Source organism: Lachnoanaerobaculum orale (assembly GCF_003862485.1).
GTDB lineage: Bacteria > Bacillota > Clostridia > Lachnospirales > Lachnospiraceae > Lachnoanaerobaculum > Lachnoanaerobaculum orale.
This window is the reverse complement of the sequence record NZ_RRCM01000001.1, coordinates 2012117-2035143: the sequence shown is the minus strand read 5'-3', so window position 1 is coordinate 2035143 and position 23027 is coordinate 2012117. Positions and strand designations below refer to the sequence as shown.

The 23027-nt window shown below is 33.3% G+C and carries 20 protein-coding genes; all 20 read left to right on the top strand.

Going from position 1 to position 23027, the window contains the following annotated elements; all coding sequences use genetic code 11:
* Window positions 1-54: 54 nt before the first annotated feature.
* The 20 genes from EHW90_RS09750 (at window position 55) to EHW90_RS09655 (ending at window position 22517) form a co-directional block, all read left to right on the top strand.
* Complete coding sequence (locus EHW90_RS09750; RefSeq protein ID WP_124952551.1) at window positions 55-1041, top strand: GHMP family kinase ATP-binding protein; 987 nt, start codon at window positions 55-57, stop codon at window positions 1039-1041.
* Between the two features lie 10 nt (window positions 1042-1051).
* Window positions 1052-1996, top strand: a complete 945-nt coding sequence (locus EHW90_RS09745; RefSeq protein ID WP_124952550.1) for an NAD-dependent epimerase/dehydratase family protein — start codon at window positions 1052-1054, stop codon at window positions 1994-1996.
* 8 nt (window positions 1997-2004) lie between these two features.
* Window positions 2005-2604, top strand: coding sequence for a D-sedoheptulose-7-phosphate isomerase (locus tag EHW90_RS09740; protein ID WP_124952549.1), 600 nt, complete (start codon window positions 2005-2007; stop codon window positions 2602-2604).
* Window positions 2605-2614: 10 nt separating this feature from the next.
* Window positions 2615-4288, top strand: a complete 1674-nt coding sequence (locus EHW90_RS09735; protein ID WP_124952548.1) for an acyltransferase — start codon at window positions 2615-2617, stop codon at window positions 4286-4288.
* A gap of 10 nt (window positions 4289-4298) precedes the next feature.
* Window positions 4299-5078 (top strand): ABC transporter permease, encoded by a 780-nt coding sequence (locus EHW90_RS09730; protein ID WP_060930181.1) that lies wholly within the window; start codon window positions 4299-4301, stop codon window positions 5076-5078.
* Window positions 5079-5090: 12 nt separating this feature from the next.
* Window positions 5091-5834 (top strand): ABC transporter ATP-binding protein, encoded by a 744-nt coding sequence (locus EHW90_RS09725; protein ID WP_124952547.1) that lies wholly within the window; start codon window positions 5091-5093, stop codon window positions 5832-5834.
* Complete coding sequence (locus EHW90_RS09720; RefSeq protein ID WP_124952546.1) at window positions 5827-6900, top strand: glycosyltransferase family 2 protein; 1074 nt, start codon at window positions 5827-5829, stop codon at window positions 6898-6900. Before EHW90_RS09725 ends, EHW90_RS09720 begins: the two co-directional genes overlap by 8 nt.
* Before the next feature lie 13 nt (window positions 6901-6913).
* Window positions 6914-7894 (top strand): glycosyltransferase, encoded by a 981-nt coding sequence (locus EHW90_RS09715; protein WP_124952545.1) that lies wholly within the window; start codon window positions 6914-6916, stop codon window positions 7892-7894.
* A gap of 9 nt (window positions 7895-7903) precedes the next feature.
* Window positions 7904-10459 carry a glycosyltransferase gene (locus tag EHW90_RS09710; RefSeq protein ID WP_124952544.1) on the top strand — a complete coding sequence of 852 codons (2556 nt, stop codon included), beginning with the start codon at window positions 7904-7906 and terminating at the stop codon, window positions 10457-10459.
* A 60-nt stretch (window positions 10460-10519) separates the two neighbouring features.
* Window positions 10520-11533 (top strand): GHMP family kinase ATP-binding protein, encoded by a 1014-nt coding sequence (locus EHW90_RS09705; protein WP_124952543.1) that lies wholly within the window; start codon window positions 10520-10522, stop codon window positions 11531-11533.
* A gap of 89 nt (window positions 11534-11622) precedes the next feature.
* Entirely contained in the window at window positions 11623-14661 is a 3039-nt protein-coding gene (locus EHW90_RS09700) for a glycosyltransferase family protein (protein ID WP_124952542.1), read from the top strand.
* Window positions 14658-15728, top strand: coding sequence for a class II aldolase/adducin family protein (locus EHW90_RS09695; RefSeq protein WP_124952541.1), 1071 nt, complete (start codon window positions 14658-14660; stop codon window positions 15726-15728). The genes EHW90_RS09700 and EHW90_RS09695 overlap by 4 nt, the downstream gene beginning before the upstream one ends.
* An 8-nt stretch (window positions 15729-15736) precedes the next feature.
* The gene (locus EHW90_RS09690) at window positions 15737-16516 is read left to right on the top strand and encodes an NTP transferase domain-containing protein (protein ID WP_124952540.1); all 780 of its coding nucleotides are present in this window, start codon (window positions 15737-15739) and stop codon (window positions 16514-16516) included.
* On the top strand, window positions 16513-17328 hold the full coding sequence (locus EHW90_RS09685) for a glycosyltransferase family protein (RefSeq protein ID WP_124952539.1): 816 nt from the start codon (window positions 16513-16515) through the stop codon (window positions 17326-17328). Before EHW90_RS09690 ends, EHW90_RS09685 begins: the two co-directional genes overlap by 4 nt.
* On the top strand, window positions 17309-19414 hold the full coding sequence (locus tag EHW90_RS09680; protein ID WP_124952538.1) for a uridine kinase: 2106 nt from the start codon (window positions 17309-17311) through the stop codon (window positions 19412-19414). Before EHW90_RS09685 ends, EHW90_RS09680 begins: the two co-directional genes overlap by 20 nt.
* 2 nt (window positions 19415-19416) lie before the next feature.
* The gene (locus EHW90_RS09675) at window positions 19417-20112 is read left to right on the top strand and encodes an HAD family hydrolase (protein ID WP_124952537.1); all 696 of its coding nucleotides are present in this window, start codon (window positions 19417-19419) and stop codon (window positions 20110-20112) included.
* Window positions 20109-20486 carry a GtrA family protein gene (locus tag EHW90_RS09670; protein WP_124952536.1) on the top strand — a complete coding sequence of 126 codons (378 nt, stop codon included), beginning with the start codon at window positions 20109-20111 and terminating at the stop codon, window positions 20484-20486. Before EHW90_RS09675 ends, EHW90_RS09670 begins: the two co-directional genes overlap by 4 nt.
* A 12-nt stretch (window positions 20487-20498) precedes the next feature.
* Window positions 20499-21197 (top strand): glycosyltransferase family 2 protein, encoded by a 699-nt coding sequence (locus EHW90_RS09665; RefSeq protein ID WP_124952535.1) that lies wholly within the window; start codon window positions 20499-20501, stop codon window positions 21195-21197.
* Window positions 21197-21805 carry a PI-PLC domain-containing protein gene (locus EHW90_RS09660; protein ID WP_124952534.1) on the top strand — a complete coding sequence of 203 codons (609 nt, stop codon included), beginning with the start codon at window positions 21197-21199 and terminating at the stop codon, window positions 21803-21805. Before EHW90_RS09665 ends, EHW90_RS09660 begins: the two co-directional genes overlap by 1 nt.
* A 70-nt stretch (window positions 21806-21875) precedes the next feature.
* Window positions 21876-22517 carry a D-sedoheptulose-7-phosphate isomerase gene (locus tag EHW90_RS09655; protein ID WP_124952533.1) on the top strand — a complete coding sequence of 214 codons (642 nt, stop codon included), beginning with the start codon at window positions 21876-21878 and terminating at the stop codon, window positions 22515-22517.
* Window positions 22518-23027 lie beyond the last annotated feature (510 nt).

Genomic DNA, 23027 nt, shown 5'->3' with positions numbered 1-23027 from the left:
ATAATGTCAAGCGATTATATATTAAATCAAAGAGATTGATATAAGGAGAGAAGTATGATTATTACAAAAACCCCCTTTCGTGTGAGCTTTTGTGGGGGTGGAAGCGATATGGCAAATTTCTATGAGAAATATGGTGGATGTGTACTAAGTACATCTATCAATAAATATTGCTATATTTCCATTCATCCGTATTTTAATGAAAACCAGACATTATTAAAATATTCTGAAAATGAGTTGGTAGACAGTCCGGATCAGATTAAGCATCGAATCTTCAGACAAGTGCTGACGGACATGGGTATTCACGGTGTGGAAATCTCATCAACAGCAGATATTCCCGGAGGAACAGGACTGGGATCTTCAAGTACATTTACTGTAGGTCTTTTAAATACCTTAAATTGCTATAAGGGAAAGTTCGTGTCAAAAGACAAATTAGCTAAGCTTGCATGTGAAGTTGAGATAGAAAAACTTGGAAATCCTATAGGAAAGCAGGATCAGTATGGTGCCGCACTTGGTGGACTGAATTTCATCAAGTTCAATCAGGACGGATCGGTTTCACATGAGCCGATACTTATGGAGGGCAAGACATACAAAAAACTCCAGAAAAACTTACTTATGTTCTATACAGGGACAACTCGCTCTGCAAATACTATATTGGCTGAGCAGACAAAGAACATAACTTCAGATGATAAAGCAAGAAATCTTCTTAAGATGTGTGGGCTTGCAAAGGATATGAAGGTTGCGCTGGAAAATAATGATATCTCTTCATTTGGAAAGATACTTGATGAAGGATGGCAGTTAAAGAAAGAACTTGCATCAGGTATTGCAAACCCGGCAATAGACGAGGCTTATGAGATTGCTATGAAAAACGGTGCTTTAGGAGGAAAGCTTCTGGGAGCCGGTGGAGGCGGATTCCTTCTGTTCTATTGTGAGGAAGAAAAGCAAGATCAGCTGAAAAAAGCTATAGGCCTAAGAGAACTTGATTTCTCATTTGAGAGAGACGGTACCAGTGTGATATATATTGGCGACAAATATTGGAATTAAAGGAGATATTATGAAGGTATTAGTTGCAGGTGGCGCAGGATTTATCGGCAGCCATTTGATAGACAGTTTGCTTGCTGAGGGTAATGATGTAGTATGTATCGATAACTTTTTTATAGGTACAAAGAAGAATATTGAACATTTGAAGGACAATCCGCATTTTAAATTCTATGAGCAGAATATTTGTGATAGAGAAAAATTGGAAGAAGTATTTGAAAAGGAAAAGTTTGAGTACGTATTCCATTTGGCAGCAAACTCAGATATTCAGGCAAGTGCAAATGACCCTTCAATAGAGTATGAGAATACATACTCAACAACATTTGAATTGCTTCAGGCCATGAGAAAGTACGATGTTAAGAAGTTCTTCTTTGCGTCTACTTCAGCTGTATATGGTGAAAAGGAAGGGAAAAACGTATCTGAGGATGAACCGAACCTTCGTCCGATATCATATTACGGGGCTGCTAAACTCGGCTCTGAAGCACTTATATCAGCTTACAGCTATATGAATGATATTAAGGCCCTTATATTCAGATTCCCGAATGTTATAGGACCCAGACTTACACATGGTGTTATCTTTGACTTTGTGAAACGACTTAAGGCTGATCCAAGTCACTTAAGAATACTTGGTGACGGAACACAGTGTAAGCCTTATATTTATGTACTTGATCTGGTAGAGGCAATAATGCAGTTTAAGGATGTGAAGGATACAGGAATCACACTTTATAACTTGGGAGTAAGTACACAAAGCAGCGTAAAGACTATTGCGGATATTGTTGTTGATAAGATGGGATTGACCGGAATACCTTATGAATATACAGGTGGAAAGGGCGGATGGAAAGGTGATGTACCTAAGTTCCAGTATGACCTGTCAAAGATTCATGCAGCAGGTTGGAAGGCAAAACATGAGTCTGATGAGTCGGTAGCACTTACAGTAGAAAATGTATTGAAAATGAATTAGAGGTGAAAATGGATTATACAAACAGTATTAAAGACTATATTGCTCTTGAGATAGAGACATTGAAGAAGTTGAATGTAGAAGATATTAACAAGGCTATGAATTTGATGGATGATACCAGAAAGGCGGGAGGAACCATCTTTGTATTCGGTAACGGTGGAAGTTCAGCAACCGCATCACATTATCAAAATGACTTCAATAAAGGTGTAAGTGAGTATCTTTATAAGAAGGGAGAGCCGAAGTTCAAGCTTCTTTGTCTTAATGACAATGTAGCTACAATGATGGCTATTTCGAATGATATAGGTTTTGAGGAAGTGTTCCGTTTCCAGCTTGAGGGAGTCATCAAAGAAGGTGATATAGTTATGGCGATATCAGGAAGCGGTAACTCTAAAAATGTGTTGAATGCGGTAGAATATGCCAAGTCTTGCGGTAACAAGATAATAGGAATCACAGGCTATGACGGCGGTAAGCTTAAGCAGATGTCTGATGTTTCACTATGTGCAGATGTTATGAGTATGCAGGTAACGGAAGATATACATATGATATACGACCATCTTATTATGAGTATTTTTTATAAGACATTGGCAGGAAAAGAACATTTAAAAGCATAGGAAATAGAAGATGGATAATCTTTTTTTAACAGTATTATTGATTGTTGGAATTGTCATATTGGCAATTCCACAATCTGTTTCTAAGACAGTAAAGAAGGCGTTGCCGATACTTTTAGTGTTTTTGGCAGTATCTGCTATAGCTTTCCTTATAAAAGGACAAGGAAGCAGCACTATTCAGATAGTTGCAAGCAACGATCAAAATGAAAAAGCTGAAGGCAATGAGATTTTTTTAAAGGAAGTCATTGTCAACGGAGAAAGTAAAAAACCGGGTGATATTTTTTCAAAAGGTTGGATTGAAAAAGACGGTGGACTGCTCTGGAGAAGCTATGACAGGATAGACGGGATGAAAGACAGCATACAGGCTGAATTTCAAAACGGTGAAGATGTAGTACTTGTACTTAAGCAGAACAAATGGCAGGGTAAGGCGAGAATTATATCTGTACAGGGAGACCAAGGGTTTGATGGATATACCGATAGTGAGTCTGAAGGCTGGATGAACTTTGAAGTAAAGTTAAATACCGATAGCTCTACATTTTTGACAAGAAAAAATCTTGTACCTTTAGCCGTTATCATTTGGGTATTTTTAGTTGCGATATCATTAATCTCTAAAAGGTTCTTCCCTGAGCAAAAAAGAGAGAATAAAGACAGACTTATCGGATTGGATCTTTTGAAGATAGTTTCGGCTTTTATGATAGCTGTTATCCATGCGTCCAGTGGAGTGTTCAATAATCATGAGCTTGGAAGCCTTGTTTGGAAAGAAGGATTGGTATTAAATGCTGCTACAAGATTTGCAGTACCTGTCTTTTTGATGATATCAGGCGCACTTTTACTTGGGAGAAAGATAAGTTTAGATAAGGCTATAAGAAAGGCGATTATAGCAGGAATAGCACTTTTTGTCTGGAGTTTTGCATTTATATTGACAAAAAAAATACTTTGGAATGATGGTAATGTGATTCATGATACTCTAATGATTTTTTTCAATAAAAGAGTATCCGGACACTTGTGGTATGGATATTTGCTGATTTGGATTTACCTTTTTTCACCTATATTGAACATAATGTACGAATCACTATCAAATAAAATGAGAATTTATTTTATTATACTAGGACTATTAATTCCAAGTGCCGTTGATAGTGTTATTTATTATTTCTCACTTGATGTTCAGATTTTGCAGAATTCATTCTTTATTTACATGAATCTTGGGTATATCTCAGTGTTATTTATTGGCAGAATGATCTATGAAAACAAGGAAAAGATTCCTGTAATTTTAGGTGGGATAAGTTCTGTTATAGGTTTAGTATTGACAATACTTTTAACAGAAGGGATTTCCAGGCGATTGGGAGTGTCTACACACACATTCTTTAGTGAGTTGGAGATTGGTAATGTAATGTATGCTTTTGGTATAATGCTCTTAGGATGCAAGTTAAGCTGGAAAGGTGATAATACTTTTATAAAGAAGATAATTATTAAAGTATCTGAACTTGCTATGGGAATCTATTTTTCTCATGCGTTAGTTATGTGGCTGATAGGAGATACGATATCGTTCCGTGGGATTACATTTAAAATTGATAATTCGGTTCCGGAGTGTCTGCTTTTTGTAGTTATAATTTTTGTTACTACGATTATCATGATAGCACCGCTTGCAAATATTCCGTATTTAAAAAAGCTTGTTAAGATATCATAGGTGGTAGAGGATGAATATATTTATAAATAAAATAAAACAATACCAGTTTATGTTCAGTGAACTGGTAAAGCGAGATTTCAATAAAAGATATAAAAGATCCGTCCTTGGTATACTTTGGAGTATGATTGCACCGCTCTTTCAGCTTCTTGTTATGAGCTTTGTGTTCGACAGAGTCTTTGGAGACACTATGGAGCACTATACCATATATATGTTTGCAGGACAGCTTATGTTTAACTACTTTAGAGAGGCTACAGATAACGGTATGCAGTCTATCACATCGAATGCAGGTATCATAACAAAGGTAAATGCACCGAAGTATTTGTTTCTTATATCAAAGATAATGGCTGCATCAATCAACTTCCTGCTTACACTGGTGATATTTTTTATATTTGTAATAGCATATAGGATTACAATTACCTGGAAGTTTATATTTATTATATTTCCGATTGTGTGCCTGTTTGTACTTATAGTCGGCACAGGCTTGATATTGTCGGCAATGTTTGTATTCTTTAAAGATGTACAGTATCTTTATGATATATTTACACTTGCATTGATGTACTTTACAGCCATATTTTACGATGTGAAGATATTTGAAGGAAGTATAGTGGCAAAGCTTATTTATTTAAATCCGGTTTTTGTATATATAAATTATCTTAGAGAAATAGTACTGCATAATACAATACCGTCATTTACATATCATTTATACTGTATATTTTATGCATTATTTATACTTCGTATAGGTATGTGGATGTATAAAAAGTATAATTATATGTTCTTGTATTATATTTAGGAAGGTACACTTATGAATATGATAGAAGTGGATCATGTCTCTGTAACATATATTCTTGGCGATATAAAAGAGCTTTCATTAAAAGAGTTCTTTATCAGAAAGATGCATGGAGAGGTGATTACAAAAGAGTTTAAAGCATTGGATGATATTACTTTTCATGTAGAAAAAGGAGAGCTTTTAGGAATTATAGGTTCTAACGGTTCAGGTAAGTCTACTATATTGAAGGTATTGTCAAATATTATGCCGGCTTCAGCAGGAACTGTTAAGGTAAACGGTGTGGTAGCCCCGCTACTGGAGTTGACTGCCGGATTTGATGATGAGATGACTGTAAAAGAAAATGTTTATCTGCGAGGAGCTCTACTTGGATATACAAGGAAATTTATCGAGGATAAGTATGACGAGATAATAGACTTTGCAGAGATAAGGGATTTTGAGGATGTAGCATTCCGAAAGCTCAGTTCAGGTATGAAGTCGAAGATAGCATTTTCACTTGCATCATTTGTAAAACCGGATATACTTATATTAGATGAGGTATTGTCTGTAGGTGATATCTCCTTTAAAGCAAAGTCTGAACAAAGAATGAAGGAACTCTTCGACAGCGGTGTTACTACTATTTTGGTTTCACATGCAATAGAGCAAATAAGAGAGATGTGTACAAAAGTCCTTTGGCTTGAAAAGGGTCATATGAGAGGCTATGGCGACACACAGGAGATGTGTGATAAATATGAAGCATATATGAGAGGTGAGCATGCCTAAGGTTACGGTACTTTTGCCGGTATATAACAGTGAAAAATATATTAAGGAAAGTATAGACAGTATCATAGCACAAAACTTTACAGATTGGGATATGCTTATATTGAATGAGTATGGTTCAAGTGAGAAATGTACCGAGATAGTAAAGGAATATGAAAAGAAAGATGCAAGAATAAGAGTTATTCAAAATACTAAGCGTTTAGGTCTTGCAGAGTCACTGAATCTCGGCATGAGAGAGGCAACCGGCGAGTATATAGCCAGAATGGATGCAGATGATATATCACGAAAAGACAGATTTCAAAAAGAGGTGGATTTTCTTGATTGCCATCCAAATGTGGCTGTAGTAGGTTCATATCAGCATCACTTCGGAGTAGATATCGACTGGATACATAAACCGGCGACAGAACCGGCGCAGTGTAAGTGTAATGCTGTTTTTTTCTGTGATCTGTGTCATTCCACTTTGATGTTAAGAAAGAGTATTTTCATAGAAAATGACTTGTATTATGACAATACATACTTAGCGGAAGATTTTGAACTGTGGAGTAGAGTGATTGACTTTGGCGATATTGCAAATATTCCTGAAGTACTTGGAGAGTATCGTGTAGGTGAAGATAATATAACTTTAGAAAAGAAGTCAAAACTTCATCTTGAAAGCGGAAGAATAGTAGCAAAGACGCTGAAAAGAACTATAGGTCTTGATCTTTCAGAAGATGAGAGTGTACTCTTTGATAACTGGAAGAATGACTATTTTGAGATAAAAGATAAAAATAAGAAAAAAGAAGCCTACAGGTTATTGAAAAATGTACTTATAAAGATTTATAAGAGAAATAGAGAAGCAAAGTTTTTTGATGAAACTGCACTGCTTAGGTCAATTCGTGCAAAATGGGCATGGGCAAGAGGTGGAGAGCCGTTCAATAGAATGGTTGATGTTGTTGGTGGGATAGATTCAATCTTTAGAATAAAATATCCTAACCCATATATAAATCGCTTTTATTATTTTTGGAAAGAGAATAAGGGTATAAAAGCAAAGATAAAAAAAATTTGTAAGAAAATAAAAGAATTATTCTAGAAGGGAGAAAGCCATGCTGTTAAGTATTATTGTGCCGGTATATCAGGTAGAGAAATATCTGAAAACTTGCATCAAGTCAATGCTTAATTGCCATGGCTTTTCTTATGAGATAATACTTGTAGTAAAGACTTCAAGCGATAAAAGTGAGCACATTGCAAATGAGATACAAAAAGAGTATAGTGATAGGGTAAGGGTAGTGACTCAAGACGGAGACGGACTTTCAAATGCGAGAAATGTCGGACTGAGATATGCTAAGGGTGAGTATGTAGTATTTTTTGACAGTGATGACTATATAGATGCTGCAGCGTTTTCCGATCTTATGAAAAGCTTGGAGAATAGGATGCTTGTAGATGCGGTTATCTCAGATTATTATATAGTTGGAAACTCCGATAATATCTCACAGGTTGATACTATTGAAGGTGAAGATCTTATATATGATAACGGGTATCTTGAGGTATTCCTTAAAAAGAGGAGAAACTACTGGAATGTGTGGCAGTATGTCTTAAGGAGAAATTTTCTTCTTGAAAATAAGTTGTTGTTTTTGGAAGGGGTTTACAGTGAAGACATTGAGTTTGCTACCGGAGTAATTTTGACTGCAAAGAAGTTTGCATTCTATGGTAAACCGTATTATTACTATAGGATTGGAAGAGAGGGCTCTCTTGCTAATAAGGTTACATTAAAGCATGTAGTTGACCTAATGGATATGCTAAGTGTTAGTATAAGAAGAATATTAAAGGCAGACTTCTTGTACAATGATATTTTGATAAACAAATTAAGTTTACAATATATTTTATCATTTGTTATGATTTATGATGTTGATCCGGAAGATAAAAACAAATCTAAAGAGTATATTGTTAAAAACAAGAAAATGTATTTATCAATGAAACATATAGGGATTTTAAAAAAAACACTTTTAAAATTTGGCATAGCACCATTGGCATATGTTTTAAATATTATTAGAAGTGTAAGAAGATTGGTACTTAAAATGCATTAGGAGTGAGATATGTACAATAGTGATGATAAGATAATTAGAAAAATTAAAGACAGTGGTCTGGAAGTAAAACCGGAAGAATGGGAGATTATGTCTTTTTCGGCATCTTATGTTGAAAAATCAGATAAAGAAATCCTACAGACATTAGTAGACTTGGATTTACTTATGAAGCGTTTTTTCTTTTCAATAATGAGAAAATCAAAATATGATGGAAGAGAATTTTTTAGAAATTGTCATCAGAGGATGAAAAAAAAGTATGAGTTTCTTTTGCCGGCATGCAGTAATGATTATGAAAGAAATAAATTAAATATAATATATAAGAATTCTCTTTTTCATCATGAAGAGTTTTACATACAAAGCAAATTTGCTTCAGATAATCCTCTTATAACAGTATTGATGCCAACTTTTAACAGTGAAAACTACATAGCTGAGACATTATGGTCTGTATTTGATCAGACTTGTTCTGACTTTGAAGTGCTTATTATGGATGAAGCCGGTAGTAGTCCTGAAACTGCAGAAGTAATCAGTTTATTTGAAGATGATCGAATAAGATTGGTTAGAAATGAAACAAGGTTGGGGTTAGCAGAATCATTAAATGAAGGTATAAGGATTGCAAGAGGAAAGTATATTGCAAGAATTGATGCAGATGATTTGGCTAGAGAAGATCGCTTTGAGCTACAAGCTGATTTTTTAGAAAAACACAGAGAGTACGGATTATGTGGAAGTAGACAACATCATTTCGGGGTAGATAATGATTTTGTACATGAGGTTGCAATAGAACATGAAGATATTAAAGCTGCATTAATATATGGGTGTGAAGTTTGTCATTCTACTATCATGATTAGAAGAGACCTATTCTTAAATAATAATCTTTTTTATGATAATACTAAAAAAGCTGAGGACTATGAGCTTTGGACACGAGCTGTACAAAAATTCAAATTTCATAATTTAAAAGAAGTACTTGGTGAGTACAGAATTGGAGCCGATAATATTACAAAAAATAAGTTTAATGCTCTTTCGGCTGAATCTGCAGAGATTGCATCAAATAATTTATTAAAGTATCTACATGTGGAAGTACCTAAGATTCATATACCATTTCTAACCGGATGGGAAAATAGGTTTGAAGAAGTGGATAGTGATGAAAGAAAGTCAGCGCTAAAGGTAGAAGAGTCCATTTTAAGAGAGATGGTAAAGAATAACATAGAGTATAAAGCGTATAAGGACTCGAGTTTATTGATGGCTGTCAATAGAAGATGGAGATGGGTTTTGGGGAAATACTCATATGGTCATGAGTTAGAAGAGATTTTAACTGTTGATGAATTATTTAAAGAATATCCAATAGAAGAAGTTAAAAATGCAAGGACATTTTCTTTTAAAGAAAGTGTTAAGAAAATTTTAAAACTATTTTATTCTCCATTCAAACATGGGATGAAATATAGAATCAGAAAACAGATTTGGGATTTAGATGGTCATTTAAATGACAGTAAAAATGATATCTTGAATCATATAAGAGACTCGGAAGTTAGACTAAAACAATATTTGTATCAGATTCAAGAAAGTAATAATGTTGCTTTAATAGACGAGATGGAAAGCTCTTTAAAAGGGTTAGAAGAACAGATTGTATATTTGAAGGGTATTATAGGTTCTCAAAGTACAGTTATTGAATCTATGATTGACAGTAGAGTATATGAATTAGAAAAGAATCTAAGTCAAACATTTGATAGTAGGATTTATAAGGCTGAACAAATTATTAATCAGTCATTTGATGGTAGGATTTGGAAAGCGGAAAAGAATCTAAGTCAAACATTTGACAGTAGAATATTTGAATCAGAAAAGAATATGAATCAAACATTGGACAGTAGAGTTTGGAAATCAGAGTTGTATTTAAAAAGAGAAATATTGTCTAAAATCTGGGTTTTAAATAGAATGCTTGCCAGTATAGAGTCTAATCAAAAAAATGAAGATATACATACTGTCACATCCATATATGGATCAAACTTTTATGAAGATAACCAATATGGTTCTTATATGTCAGCAATAGAAGTATTTAAATATTTGTTGCCAGTATATAATCCGCAAAGTATAGTTGATTTTGGATGTGGAACAGGTACGTGGTTGGCAGCAGCTAAGCAAATTAATAGAAGTTTAAGTGTATTTGGATTAGATGGTGACTATGTAGATAGAAGTATGCTTATGGTAAATAAAGAAGAATTTTTACCAATTGACTTGACTAATGAGATAGATTTACACAGAAGATTCGATATGGCAATATCTCTAGAGGTAGCTGAACATTTAGACGAAAAGTATGCAGATACTTTTATTGATACATTATGTAGACATTCTGATATAGTATTGTTTTCAGCAGCTCATGTGGGACAAGGTGGGGATGGACATGTCAATGAACAACCATTATATTATTGGATTGAAAAATTTGAAAAGAGGGGATATATATGGCATGATATAAGGAATATTTTCAAAGATAGTTATGATATTGAACAATGGTACAAGGACAATATAGCTATATTTAAAAAAAAGATAATAATTTATTGTAATAATTACAGTATATAGGTTATATTATAAATCAAAGTTTTATTTGAAAAGGAGTGCATAATATATGCATACAGAATTATGATTATTGCGCAGACACCATTTAGAATGTCTTTCTTTGGTGGAGGGACAGATTATGAAGGATTTTTTAAAGAGCATGGAGGAGCGGTTATATCTACTACTTTTGATAAATACTGCTATACAACAATTCGTCATTTACCCAGATTTTTTGATTATTCAAATGAGATCGTCTATGGAATGATGGAAAGAACTAAGTCGGTGGATGAGATACAACATCCGGCTGTAAGAAATATTATGAAGTATCTGGACATGCATGAGCTTAGAGTAGTGTATGAAGCGGACCTCCCCGCGAGATCGGGACTTGGAACCAGTTCTTCATTTGCAGTAGGACTTTTGAATGCTTGTTATGCACTTAAGGGCAAATATGCTGATAAAAGGAAACTTGCGGATGATGCAATATATATCGAAAGAGTTTTATGTAATGAGGCGGGAGGAATACAGGATCAGATAGCTGCATCATTTGGAGGCTTTAATCGTATTGATTTTAAATCTGATGGATATACTGTATCCCCTATAGTATTTTCTGCTGACAGAAAGAAGAATCTTAATGATAGATTGATGTTATTTTTTACAGGTTTTTCAAGATTTTCGAGTGATATTGCAAAGAGCCAGATAAAAGCAACAAAGGATAAGACAACAGAATTATTAGAGATGAAAGCATTGGTTGATGATGTGCAAAAACTTCTTGTATCAGACGGTGATCTAAACGAGTTTGGTAGATTACTTGATTATACTTGGAAATTAAAAAGAGGTATTACTTCGGATATCAGTAATAATGATATAGATGCACTGTATAAAAAGGCAATTGATGCAGGTGCTATAGGCGGTAAATTACTTGGAGCAGGTGGAGGAGGCTTTTTACTGTTCTATGTTGAACCTGAGTATCAAGAAAATGTGAGAAGTACATTGGAAGATTTGATATATGTTCCGTTTGAGTTTGAAAATGAAGGTACCAGAATAATGTATTTTAGACCTGAGTATTTTGATTTAAATACTATGAAAGAAATACTGTAGTTTTATATTCAATTCATTTTCACTTTAAAAAAGTGAAAATGAATTTGACAATAAAAGAGATAGAATAAAGCTGTAGGGGATATACTAATATGTTAGAGACTATAAAGAAATTTTTGAAAAACAGGGTAGTAGTAAGTATATTACTAAGTCTTTGTATCTTTCAGCTGGTGAGTGGTTTACTTGTACCTAGGTTTAAAAACGAAGAAAGAGAGATTCGTATAGAGGCTACCGGAAGAAAAAATGCACAATCCGGGGGTAATGGCGTACAGATACAGAAAATCTTAGTAGATGGAAAAAATGAGATTTTACCGGTAGATTTTTTTACTATAACGAGCTGGGAAATAGGGGAAGGTGGAATCTTAACCTGGAATCCATTTAAAAATAGAAGTAATGTGATATCTGCTAAAGCCAGGTTTAGAACATTGGGGCTTGGGCTAACAAAAGAAAGTTATTCAGGTATAGCCAAAGTCTATGTTGACAATACATTAATTAAAGAAGTTGATTTGTATTCAAACCGGTCGGAAATAGTTTATGTTGATATTGACGGCATAAATAATGGTTCTACAATGATATATATTTTAAAATCGGTAGTATTATTCACGCTATTATTCTTGATTAGTTATATTTTAAGCTACTTCTTTCAGAAAAAAGTAGAACCGTCAAAAGAGGGAATTATAGTTTCTGTTAGCTTAGGAGTTATAGCTTCTTTGATTTATGTAGTAGAATATTCTACGAGTATACAATTTTTAAAGACTGTGACTATGAGCATATCTATTTTTATTTTGATATATGTTGTAGGAACACGGTTTGTTGATATTGATTATTGGTATAGAGTTATATTAGATAAACATAAGAAACTAATGTTTTCATTGTTGATTTTGGTATGCATTCTAATTCCAATATTTAATACCATAAACAGCAGTAAAATAATAAATGAGGAAGTAAAAAATTCAACCGAGAATATAACAAGTATACCTTTAGTTTCCGGAAACCCTCTTAAGCAAAATATTAATATACTTGGTAAAGCAAAAAAAATACATATTAATATTGAAAATAGAGATGACAATGAAGGAACCTTTACAATACGTGCAGTACAGGATAAGAAAAAAATAGAATGGAATTTACAAGGTGTAGATTGTAATAATAAAGATAGCATAGAGCTGAATCTAACAGATTTATCACAGGGTGATTTTTTTCTATATATTGATACAAGTTATACTGGTGCAGGTAAAGGTGTTAAAGTGTTATCATCTAGTGACACCAGATTTGGAAAGCTTGAAGAAAATAATAATATAATTAGTGACAAAAATTTATGTATGTCATTGGATTTGTCTAAAGAAAATGTATATTATATACCGCAGATGACAGCATTTATATTTATGTCTATAGTGTTGTTATTAGCAGTAGTAAATGTCAATAGATGTAAACAGAATGACAAGCTGACATTTATATTAGTTGCTATAGCGGCTTTTCTGGTATATTCTATAAAAAGTACTATGTTTTCTTTAGATGCACAGCCGGTTCATGAGACAGGAAGTAATTTCTTTTTGCAGACGTATGAACGAGGCTTTTTAGGTAGTCTTTTTGTTCCTGATTATGTATATTGGCCACTATTTACAAGATTTATATCGGATATTATTGTTTTAATATTCAGGCAGAGAAAGTGGGCTATACTTTTACTGAACTGTTCAGGAGGAATAATTGCTGCATTAAATTGTGGATTGATTAATCTTAAAGTATTTCGTATTAATTTAGGAAAGTATGAAAGGTTTATACTGTCACTAATATTTGGCCTGTCACCACTTTTTGTAACAGATGAACTTCTTAATTTTCATAATAGCGCGTACTGGAATTTCATATTGTTGACATTATTGCTTACAGTAGATTGGTCTAAAATAAAGAGGCATCAATTTGTATTGGCACTCGGATCATCTTTGATGATTTTATCAAAGATTGTATTTGTTGTTATGTTACCTGTTTATCTAATTATACTTGGCTTTTTAATTATAAAAAAGGAAGTAAAAGCAAATAAAAGGCTTTTTGTATATCTTATATTAGATATTTGTATGACATTATTATCGGTGACATATACATATATATTATTATCAAGATGGAAGTATTTTAATGATAGCATAGGATTTGGTGAGAGGCTTATAACTGTTATAAAGCAGGTACCTTTGTACTACTTTAGGACATTGTATGTACCGATTAGGTATTTGTTTAATATACAGAATATTAACCCATACGTATTTGTTATATTAGCCAGCGCGGTAACAGTACTTTTGGTTGTATGGATATCTGCTAATGGAATAAAGAAATATTCTGAAAATAAGAACATTAAAAATGCGTGGTATGAGCTTATGATGCTCTTCTATCTACTTATATCAATTGCGACAGCCGGTATTTTGGTTTATACCAATAAAGATATGGTTATAAATGTAGACACATTATTTACAGATGATTTTGTTTATGGTAGAACAAATTTCATTATTATAATTGAAGCTATGATTTTTATAACGATGTTACTGAGATATATCTTTAAGAATAAAAACATTGTAGTAGGTATAGTCGTTTCATTTGCATCATTACTATTTTTAGTTCCATTTAGTATAACAACAGGTACATATGTATTATCAAATTGGACTCAACAGTATAGAGAGTTATATCGTAGCAGTTATAGTATACCTGTAGTTACCGGAAGTGATTTATTTGTACTTAAAAATTCTTATGTTGGTTATATTGGAGGTAATAGTAATAGATATACAGGGGAATACAATTACATATATTCGTCAAAAACAATTAAGGAAATAGATCCTAATAAGATATTGTATAGTATAGATCTTTCAGATATAGATAAAATAAAAAATAGAAATATATTAGAGATTTATGCTAGGAAGAGTGCTATTTTACAGTCACCGGAGTCATACGTTTTACTTAAGGATAAAGAAGGTAAGCCTATAGCAAAAGTGGATGCGACATATAGCAAGGATCGTCAGGCATTAAGTTACTTTTTACCGGACGGAATAAAGAATATTGGTAGTTTGGAATTTTATTATAGTAAAGATAATGCGCCATATCCGTTGTTACCGGAGGTGTATTTAGGAATAGAAGGAGAGTATGAGGAATGAGAGAAGAAATTTTAGGCTTGGTTGAGATATCAAAGTATGCAGGTATGCGAGAGGACTTGGTACAGGCCGGCGGTGGGAACACATCGGTTAAAGACGGCGAATATATGTACGTAAAGGCGTCAGGCTGCCAGCTTTCAGAGGTTAGAGATAATTTTGGATATTCAAAAGTAGATTATAAGAAGTTAAACGGTCTTATGGAAGAGTTTTTGGGTAATGGTGTTGATTATGATAAAGATACGCTTTCAAAAATAGAAAATGATATGCTTAATGCCTGCCTTATAGACGGTAAGCGTCCTTCTATAGAGACTTTTTTACATGCGATGAGTGGAAAGTATGTGATACATTCTCATGCTGTTTTAGTAAATATTTTATTGTCTACTAAGAATGGAATGAAAATTCTAAATGAGTTATTTCCGGAGGCTGTTTTTGTAGATTATTATGCGCCCGGGTTGAGACTGGCTATGGCTTGTTACAAAGAGTATAAGAAGGTTAATAAGAGTTTGGATACTGTATTTTTTAAAAATCATGGATTTTTGGTTAGTGGAGATACATATGAAGAAGCCATTGAGAGAAATGAGTATATTGTAAATTCTGTTGCAAAGTATTTAAAAATTAGTAATCAGAAGGAAGTAAGAGTTACTGAAGTTTATAATACAGTCAAAAACCTTTTTCCGGAGTTTTCAGGTATAGTCTATTTGGCACAGCATCACAAAGTCTTAGAATATGCTAAGATGTTGGACGGGAAAGAATGGAATCATCGCTTGAGTCCCGACAGTATAGTGTATATAGGTAAGAAAATATTATCAGTAAAAAGTGAAGACAATCTTGAAAGTGAGTTGTCAAAGTTTGGAGAGTTGTATGGTATACCGGGGGTTATTATTTTAGATAGACAGGCATATATACTATCTGATAATATTAAAAAGGCGAAAGATATAGAATCTGTATTGGCATGGACAGCAGAAATACTTATTAATAATAATAGCGAGGATATTTGTAGTTTAAAAGAGGATGATATAAACTTTTTGCTCAACTGGGATGCAGAGAAATATAGAAAGGCAATGAAGTAGGAGGAGTTATGCAGATTATTATACCAATGACGGGGTATGGGTCACGTTTTGTGGCAGCAGGTTATAAGGAGTTGAAGCCATTTATAATGGTACAGGGAAAGCCTATCATCCAATGGATTATTGAAGGTATGTATCCGGATGAGAAAAACTTTATCTTTGTGTGTAGAAAAGAGCATTTGGATACACTGCCATATATGAGGGATACACTAATGAAGCTTGCTCCTGAGTGTAAGATTGTCGAAATAGAGGATTGGATAAAAAAGGGTCCTGTTTATGATGTATTGCGTGCATCAGATAATATTGCAGATGATGATGAGTGTATAATAAATTATTGTGACTTTTATATGCAATGGGACTATGAGAAGTTTAAGTCGGATGTAAAAGAGCGTGACTGTGACGGAGCGATTCCATGTTATACAGGTTTTCATCCTCATTTGATACCTAAAATAAATTTATATGCATCTTGTATGACAGACGGAGATGATAATCTGTTGGAGATAAGGGAAAAATTCTCATTTGAGGATGATAAGACAAAAGCAAAACATTCGCCCGGTGTCTATTACTTTAGAGACGGTAAGACACTAAAGAAGTATTCAAAGGAACTTGTTGATAGCGGTAAAGAACTTAACGGTGAGTATTATGCCAGTTTAATATATAATTTCCTGGTTGATGACGGGAAAAGAGTCTGGGTACCGACAAATGTTGACAGGTTTTGTCAGTGGGGGACACCGGAAGATATGCAAGAGTTTAATTATTGGAGTGATAAGATTAGGAGGTGGTATAAATGAAAATAGTTATACCTATGGCCGGAGCCGGTAAGAGATTTTCAGATAAGGGATATAAAGAGCAAAAACCTGCTATTCCGACAATAGATCGTTATACAGGTGAGCTTTATCCTATGGTAGTATGTGCTACCAGAGATTTAAGGCAGGCAGACGATGATGGAGATAATATTATCTACATAGACAGAAAATCAGAAGAAAACGATATAACAGTAGTTGAAAGAAAGATTCAGGAGTTTTATCCAAGGGCAGGATTTATAACTGTAGATCATGTTACAGAAGGTCAAGCTTGTACTTGTCTTTTGGCAAAAGATAGAATTAATAATGATGAAGAGTTATTGATAGCAGGTTGTGATAACGGTATGGATTACTCATTAGATAAGTTTAATGATCTTAGAGAAGAAACAGATGTTATTGTTTTTACTTATAGAAATAATGAATCTGTATGTGAGAATCCGAATCAGTATGGTTGGGTCAAAGTAGATAATGATAACAATATTACAGGATTATCTATAAAGAAAGCAATTTCAAATGAGCCTAAGAAAGATCACGCTATAGTCTCAACATTTTGGTTTAAGAAGGGCAGCATATTTGTAGAAGCATCGGAGAAAATGATAGCTGAAAACGATAGAATAAATAATGAGTTTTATGTTGATCAGGCTATAAAGCATGTACTTGATTTGGGATATTCAGCTAAAGTATTTGAAATAGACAGATACGTTGGATGGGGAACACCGACAGATTTTGAAAACTATCAGAATACTATAAAGTATTGGAAGGATTTCTGGATAGAGGAAGATGAAAGAGAAGAAAAGTAATCTTAGAGATATTTTGAAATCAAGGTTTATGATATTCACCATAGGTATGATTATAGTTAAAATTATACTTATGGTGGCCTTCTCATCTGATTATCAAAATAAAATGTTTTTACCGTTTGTACAGAAATTTTTTGATGCAATTGTCTCAGGCTCAAATTTTAATGTGTATGAGTACTATTATCAAAATAAGCTGTTAAGTTCGTTTCCATATCCGCCATTAATGCTTTATATAGTGGGTATAACATATATTTGGATTAGTATATTACATATTAACAGTATTTTTTTGATAAATTTTTTAGCAAAACTACCAATCCTAATCTTTGATATTTTAGGTATGGTATTGTTGTTTAGATTATATCCGAATAAGAAGAAATATATCGGAATACTGTATTTTTCATCTCCAATCATATTATATGCAGGGTATATGCATGGACAATTAGACATTATACCGACCACAATTTTAACAGGTGCATTATTGTGTTTATGTGAGGGAATGAAGAATAAGAGGGTATATTTATCGGCAATTTTATTGGGAATGGCTCTGGGAACAAAGTTGCATATTTTAGCAGTAGTTCCATTTGTTGTTATACTTGTTTATCATAGATTTGGATGGAAAACTCTTTTAAAGTATGTAGCAATTATGGTACTTACTTTTGGAGTGATTGTATTGCCGTTTTTAAGTGCCGGATTTATACATGAAGTTTTCTTGAATACTGAACAGTCATTACTTACAAGGATATTTTTAGATTATAAGTATGTTAGGGTATATGTTCCGATTCTTTGCTTAGCATATTTATATATTACTGCTATAAATTTAAATGCCATGAGCAGAGAGATGTTGTTATATTTTTGTGGTATTACGTTTTCTGTCTTTTTGGCAATGATTCCACCTATGCCGGGATGGTATACATGGATCGTACCGTTTATTACGATTTATTTTATATTGTCAAATCGAGAGAAAGCAAACAGCCTTTTGAATTATGTCATTTTAAATGCAGTATTTTTGATATATTTTATTTTGTTCCATCAGCGTGGATTTGTGGATTTGTACTTCGGTAGAATTGACTTGTCAATTTTGAAAATAAATAATGATTTATTGAAAAATGTGACATTTACATTGTTAATTGGAGCAGTATTAAATGTAGCTGTATTAATGTTTCAAAACGGATTAAAGAGAGATGCTTTTTATAAGAGGAAAAAATCGCCGTTTATTATAGGAATTGCTGGTGACAGTGGGGCAGGTAAGAGTAGTTATATAAGAGTACTGGAAGATTGCTTAGGTAAAGAGCGTATTATGTTCATTGAAGGTGATGGAGACCACCGTTGGGAAAGAAATAATACTCATTGGGAGGAGTTTACTCAGTTAAACCCTAAGGCTAATTATCTTTACCGTCAGGCAGAGGATATTAAACTCCTTAAAGCCGGTAATACTGTTGAAAGGGTGGACTATGATCATAGCACAGGAAAATTCACAGAGAAGAAGAGAGTAAGTCCTAACAAATTTGTTATAGCGTGTGGATTACATGCATTATACTTGCCACAAATGAGAAGATATACAGATTTGAAGGTATATTTGGATACTGATGAGAATTTGCGTAGATATTGGAAGATACAAAGGGATACGAAGAGTAGAGGGTATTCAAAAGAGAAAGTAATGAAACAGATCTTAGATAGAGTACCTGACGCAGAGAAATATATTTATCCTCAAAAAAAATATGCAGACTTGTTGGTAAAGTATTTTGATAAAGATTTGTGCGACTATATGGTAGATGATTATGTGCCGAGTTTAAACTTGGAGTTTGTATTTTCATCAGAGGTTAATACTGAAGATTTATTCCAAAGTTTGTCTGACAGAGGTATATCGGTTGAGTATGATTATACAGATGATTTGAAACAACAAATAGTTCGTATTTACGATGAAGAACTCACAAAAATAAGTATTTCTGATTTTGGAAATATAGTGGCTGAGTCTATTCCTTATGTTGAGGATATTACAGAGAGTATTATATTTGACAATGATTATCATAGAAATATGATAAAATTATTTACGATATTGCTTATTGGATATAAGATGAAAATGGTTTAGTTATGGATAAAAAAATAAAGGCTGTTATTTTCGATTTGGATGATACTTTATATGATTATAAGTCATTAAATGAAGTTGCAGAAAAAGAGATACAAGAGCATGTTAAGAATAAGTATAATATAGATGCTCAGGATTTTAATAAAAAATATTATGAAGCAAAGGAAATTGTGAAGTCACGTTTGCATGGAACCGGAGCCGAACATAATCGTTTGCTATATTTTCAAGTTTTTATGGAACTTATCGGCAAAAAGCCGGCTTCAGATGCCATTGAACTATATGATATATATTGGAATACGATATTGGATAATATAGTTTTAAGAGACGGAGTAAAAGACATTTTTAGTTTTTGTCATAATAATAATATTAGTATCGGTATATGTTCAGATTTGACAGCGATGATTCAGCATAGAAAGTTGAAAAGACTTGGAATTGACAGTCAGGTGGATTATCTTGTTACAAGTGAGGAAGCAGGAGTCGAAAAACCTAATCCTATTATTTTTGAAACTTTACTATCGAAAATTGGCTGTGATACCTCAGAATGTATGTTTATTGGAGACAGCCGGAATAAAGATGTCTGTGGTTCAAAAGATATGGGAATGATACCTGTGTGGTTTAATATTGCTACTGAATCACAATGTAATGTGATACAAATAAGTGACTTTTATGAATTAGAGCCTATTTTAAGGAAGTATATATGAGTAGAATAAAAATTAAAGAGGTACTACGCTTTTTAGTGGGAGGAGGAACAGCGGTTGTTGTAGATTTTTGCATATATCGTTTATTGTTGTTTTTTTCATGGAATATGGATATAGCAAAGATGATTTCATTTATATGTGGTGCCGGAGTAGGTTTTATCATCAATAAATTTTGGACATTTGAGCGAAAGCAGTTTGTGATTAAAGAGGTGTTAAAGTATGTTGCACTCTATACATTTACAGGAGTTATAAATGCAATAGTTAATAGGTGTACATTGAATATTATAAATATCCAAATAATAGGATTTTTAGTGGCAACGGGTGTAAGTACAGTATTAAATTTTTTGGGACAGAAATATGTTGTTTTTGAGAGATGATGAGGATATTAGATGAAACTTTCAATTGTGGTGCCTTGCTATAACGAGGAAGAGAATATTCCTCTAATTTTGCGTAGTTTTTCTAAGCATATTAGAGATGAAAATATAGAAGTTATACTGGTTAATAACGGATCAACCGATCAGACGGCAAGTGTATTAGAGGAACTGTTGCCTAAATATTCATTTGCCAGAACTGTATTGGTGCCGGTAAATCAAGGTTATGGATATGGAATATTACAAGGCCTAAAGGAAGCAAATGGAGATTATATAGGCTGGACACATGCCGATATGCAGACTGATCCGGGTGATATAGTTAAGGCATACCATATTATTCAAAATTGCTCTGAAGATGTATATATTAAAGGTCATAGAAGGGGAAGATCTATCTTTGATCAGATTTTCACTTGGGGTATGGGTTGTTTTGAAACGATTTATTTAGGTCAAAGAATGTGGGATATAAACGCACAACCAAATATTTTTCCAAGATCTTTTTATCTTAGATGGAAAAATCCGCCATATGATTTTTCTCTGGATTTATATGCAGTGTTTATGGCAAGAAAAAACAAGATAAAAGTTATAAGGTTTGATGTTTTGTTTCCAAAACGTATACATGGAATGTCAAGTTGGAACACCGGATTAAAGGCAAAATGGAAATTTATAAGGAGGACCATTGATTTTTCTATAAAACTTAAGAAAGGTGGTATTTCATAGTGGAGTTTATAAGTCATAGAGTTAATACTGTAAAGGATTTAAAGAATACACCAATTGAATTTGGTGTAGAGCTTGATTTGAGGGATAATATTGACGGAAGTATTTATATAAACCATGACCCGTTTGTTCTTGGAGAAAATTTTGAAGATTATCTGAGAGAATATCATCACGGAACGATGATTCTTAATATTAAGAGTGAAAGAATAGAGTATAAAGTGTTAGAGTTGTTGAAAAAATATAATATAGAAAAATATTTCTTTTTAGACTCATCTTTTCCGATGATAAAAGCATTGACAGATCAAGGTGAGTCTAATGTGGCTTTAAGATATTCAGAATTTGAAGGTATAGATACAATAAAGTTAATGAGTGGAAGAGCAAAATGGGTTTGGGTAGACTGTTTTAATAGTTTTCCTCTGGAAGAGAGTATCTATTTGAAGTTGAAGGATATGGGGTACAATTTGTGTTTTGTGTCACCGGAATTACAAGGTCAACCTGAGAGAATAGAAGAATATGCGGATAATATAAAAAAGAGGAATATAAATTTTGATGCCATTTGTACAAAGCTATATAATATAGATGGTTGGAAGAAACAGCTTAATATATCATAAATAGGCCATGTATATTATTGATATAAGACTTCCCAAAGGAGAATTCATATTTGATATATAGTGAGGTTTTATGAAAGAAAGCATTTTAAAGATATTAGACGAACTACTGGAGAGGTATCCGAGTCTGGTAGGACAAAGAGAGAATATCATTGGAGTATATAAGATTTTAGAGGAGTCTTATTCAGGTGGTGGTAAGTTATTGGTGGCAGGTAATGGTGGAAGTGCTGCTGATTCCGAGCATATTGTCGGTGAACTTATGAAGGCTTTTATAAAGCCTAGAAAGTTGGATACTGCACTGCAGGATAAGTTAAAGTCTGTAGATAAGAATCTCGGCGATGTACTTGCCTGGAATTTGCAAGGAGCCTTACCTGCAATAGCAGTTACAGGTCATGTCGGACTTTCAACCGCATATCTTAATGACTGTAATCCGCTACTGTCATTTGCGCAGCAGGTGAACGGCTTCGGTAATGAAGGAGATGTATTTCTTGGAATATCCACTTCAGGAAATTCCGAGAATATTTTATATGCTTTGGTAACTGCTAAGGCAAGGGGAATGAAGACGATAGGGCTTTCAGGAAGAGACGGCGGCAAGATGAAGGAATTTTGTGATGAGATTATCATTGTTCCGGAGGTTGAGACTTTTAAGATTCAGGAGTTACATTTACCGGTATATCATGCATTATGTTTGATGCTAGAGGAGAGATTTTTTTAGATTGTATATTGAGTTTTGCGGGTTGGTTATTCAACCCGCTTTTTGTTTAGAGATAAGCGTTTGGGTAGGTTGATTTTAATAATAAGCCGGGTTTACGGAGGCACTTAAGTTTATATTAAAGAAAAGATAATATATTTTATTGCACATTACACAAAGGATATCGCGTAGACATATACTATATGGCACTAATCTTTGTATAATATGATGAAAGTTGTTTTAAAATCTTAAGTATTAGCACATCCTATTGTCAAAAACAGTATAAATAGTATAATAAAACTATCAAATCTTTTTCGTGACTTTCGATTTGATATCTAAGGTAATCTATGGAAAATGCACTTTCCGCTCTTGTTAATCTGAAATTCTTAAAGGTTCTAAAAACCATGGTAGAGTCGGTGCATAGACTGATATGAACGTGACCACGCAGTCAAGTAGCCTGCCCTACTTGGCTGTGTGGTCATGTGTGGATATTTTTATAGAGTCAATTAAATTTCTTTGGTATAATAAGGAGGA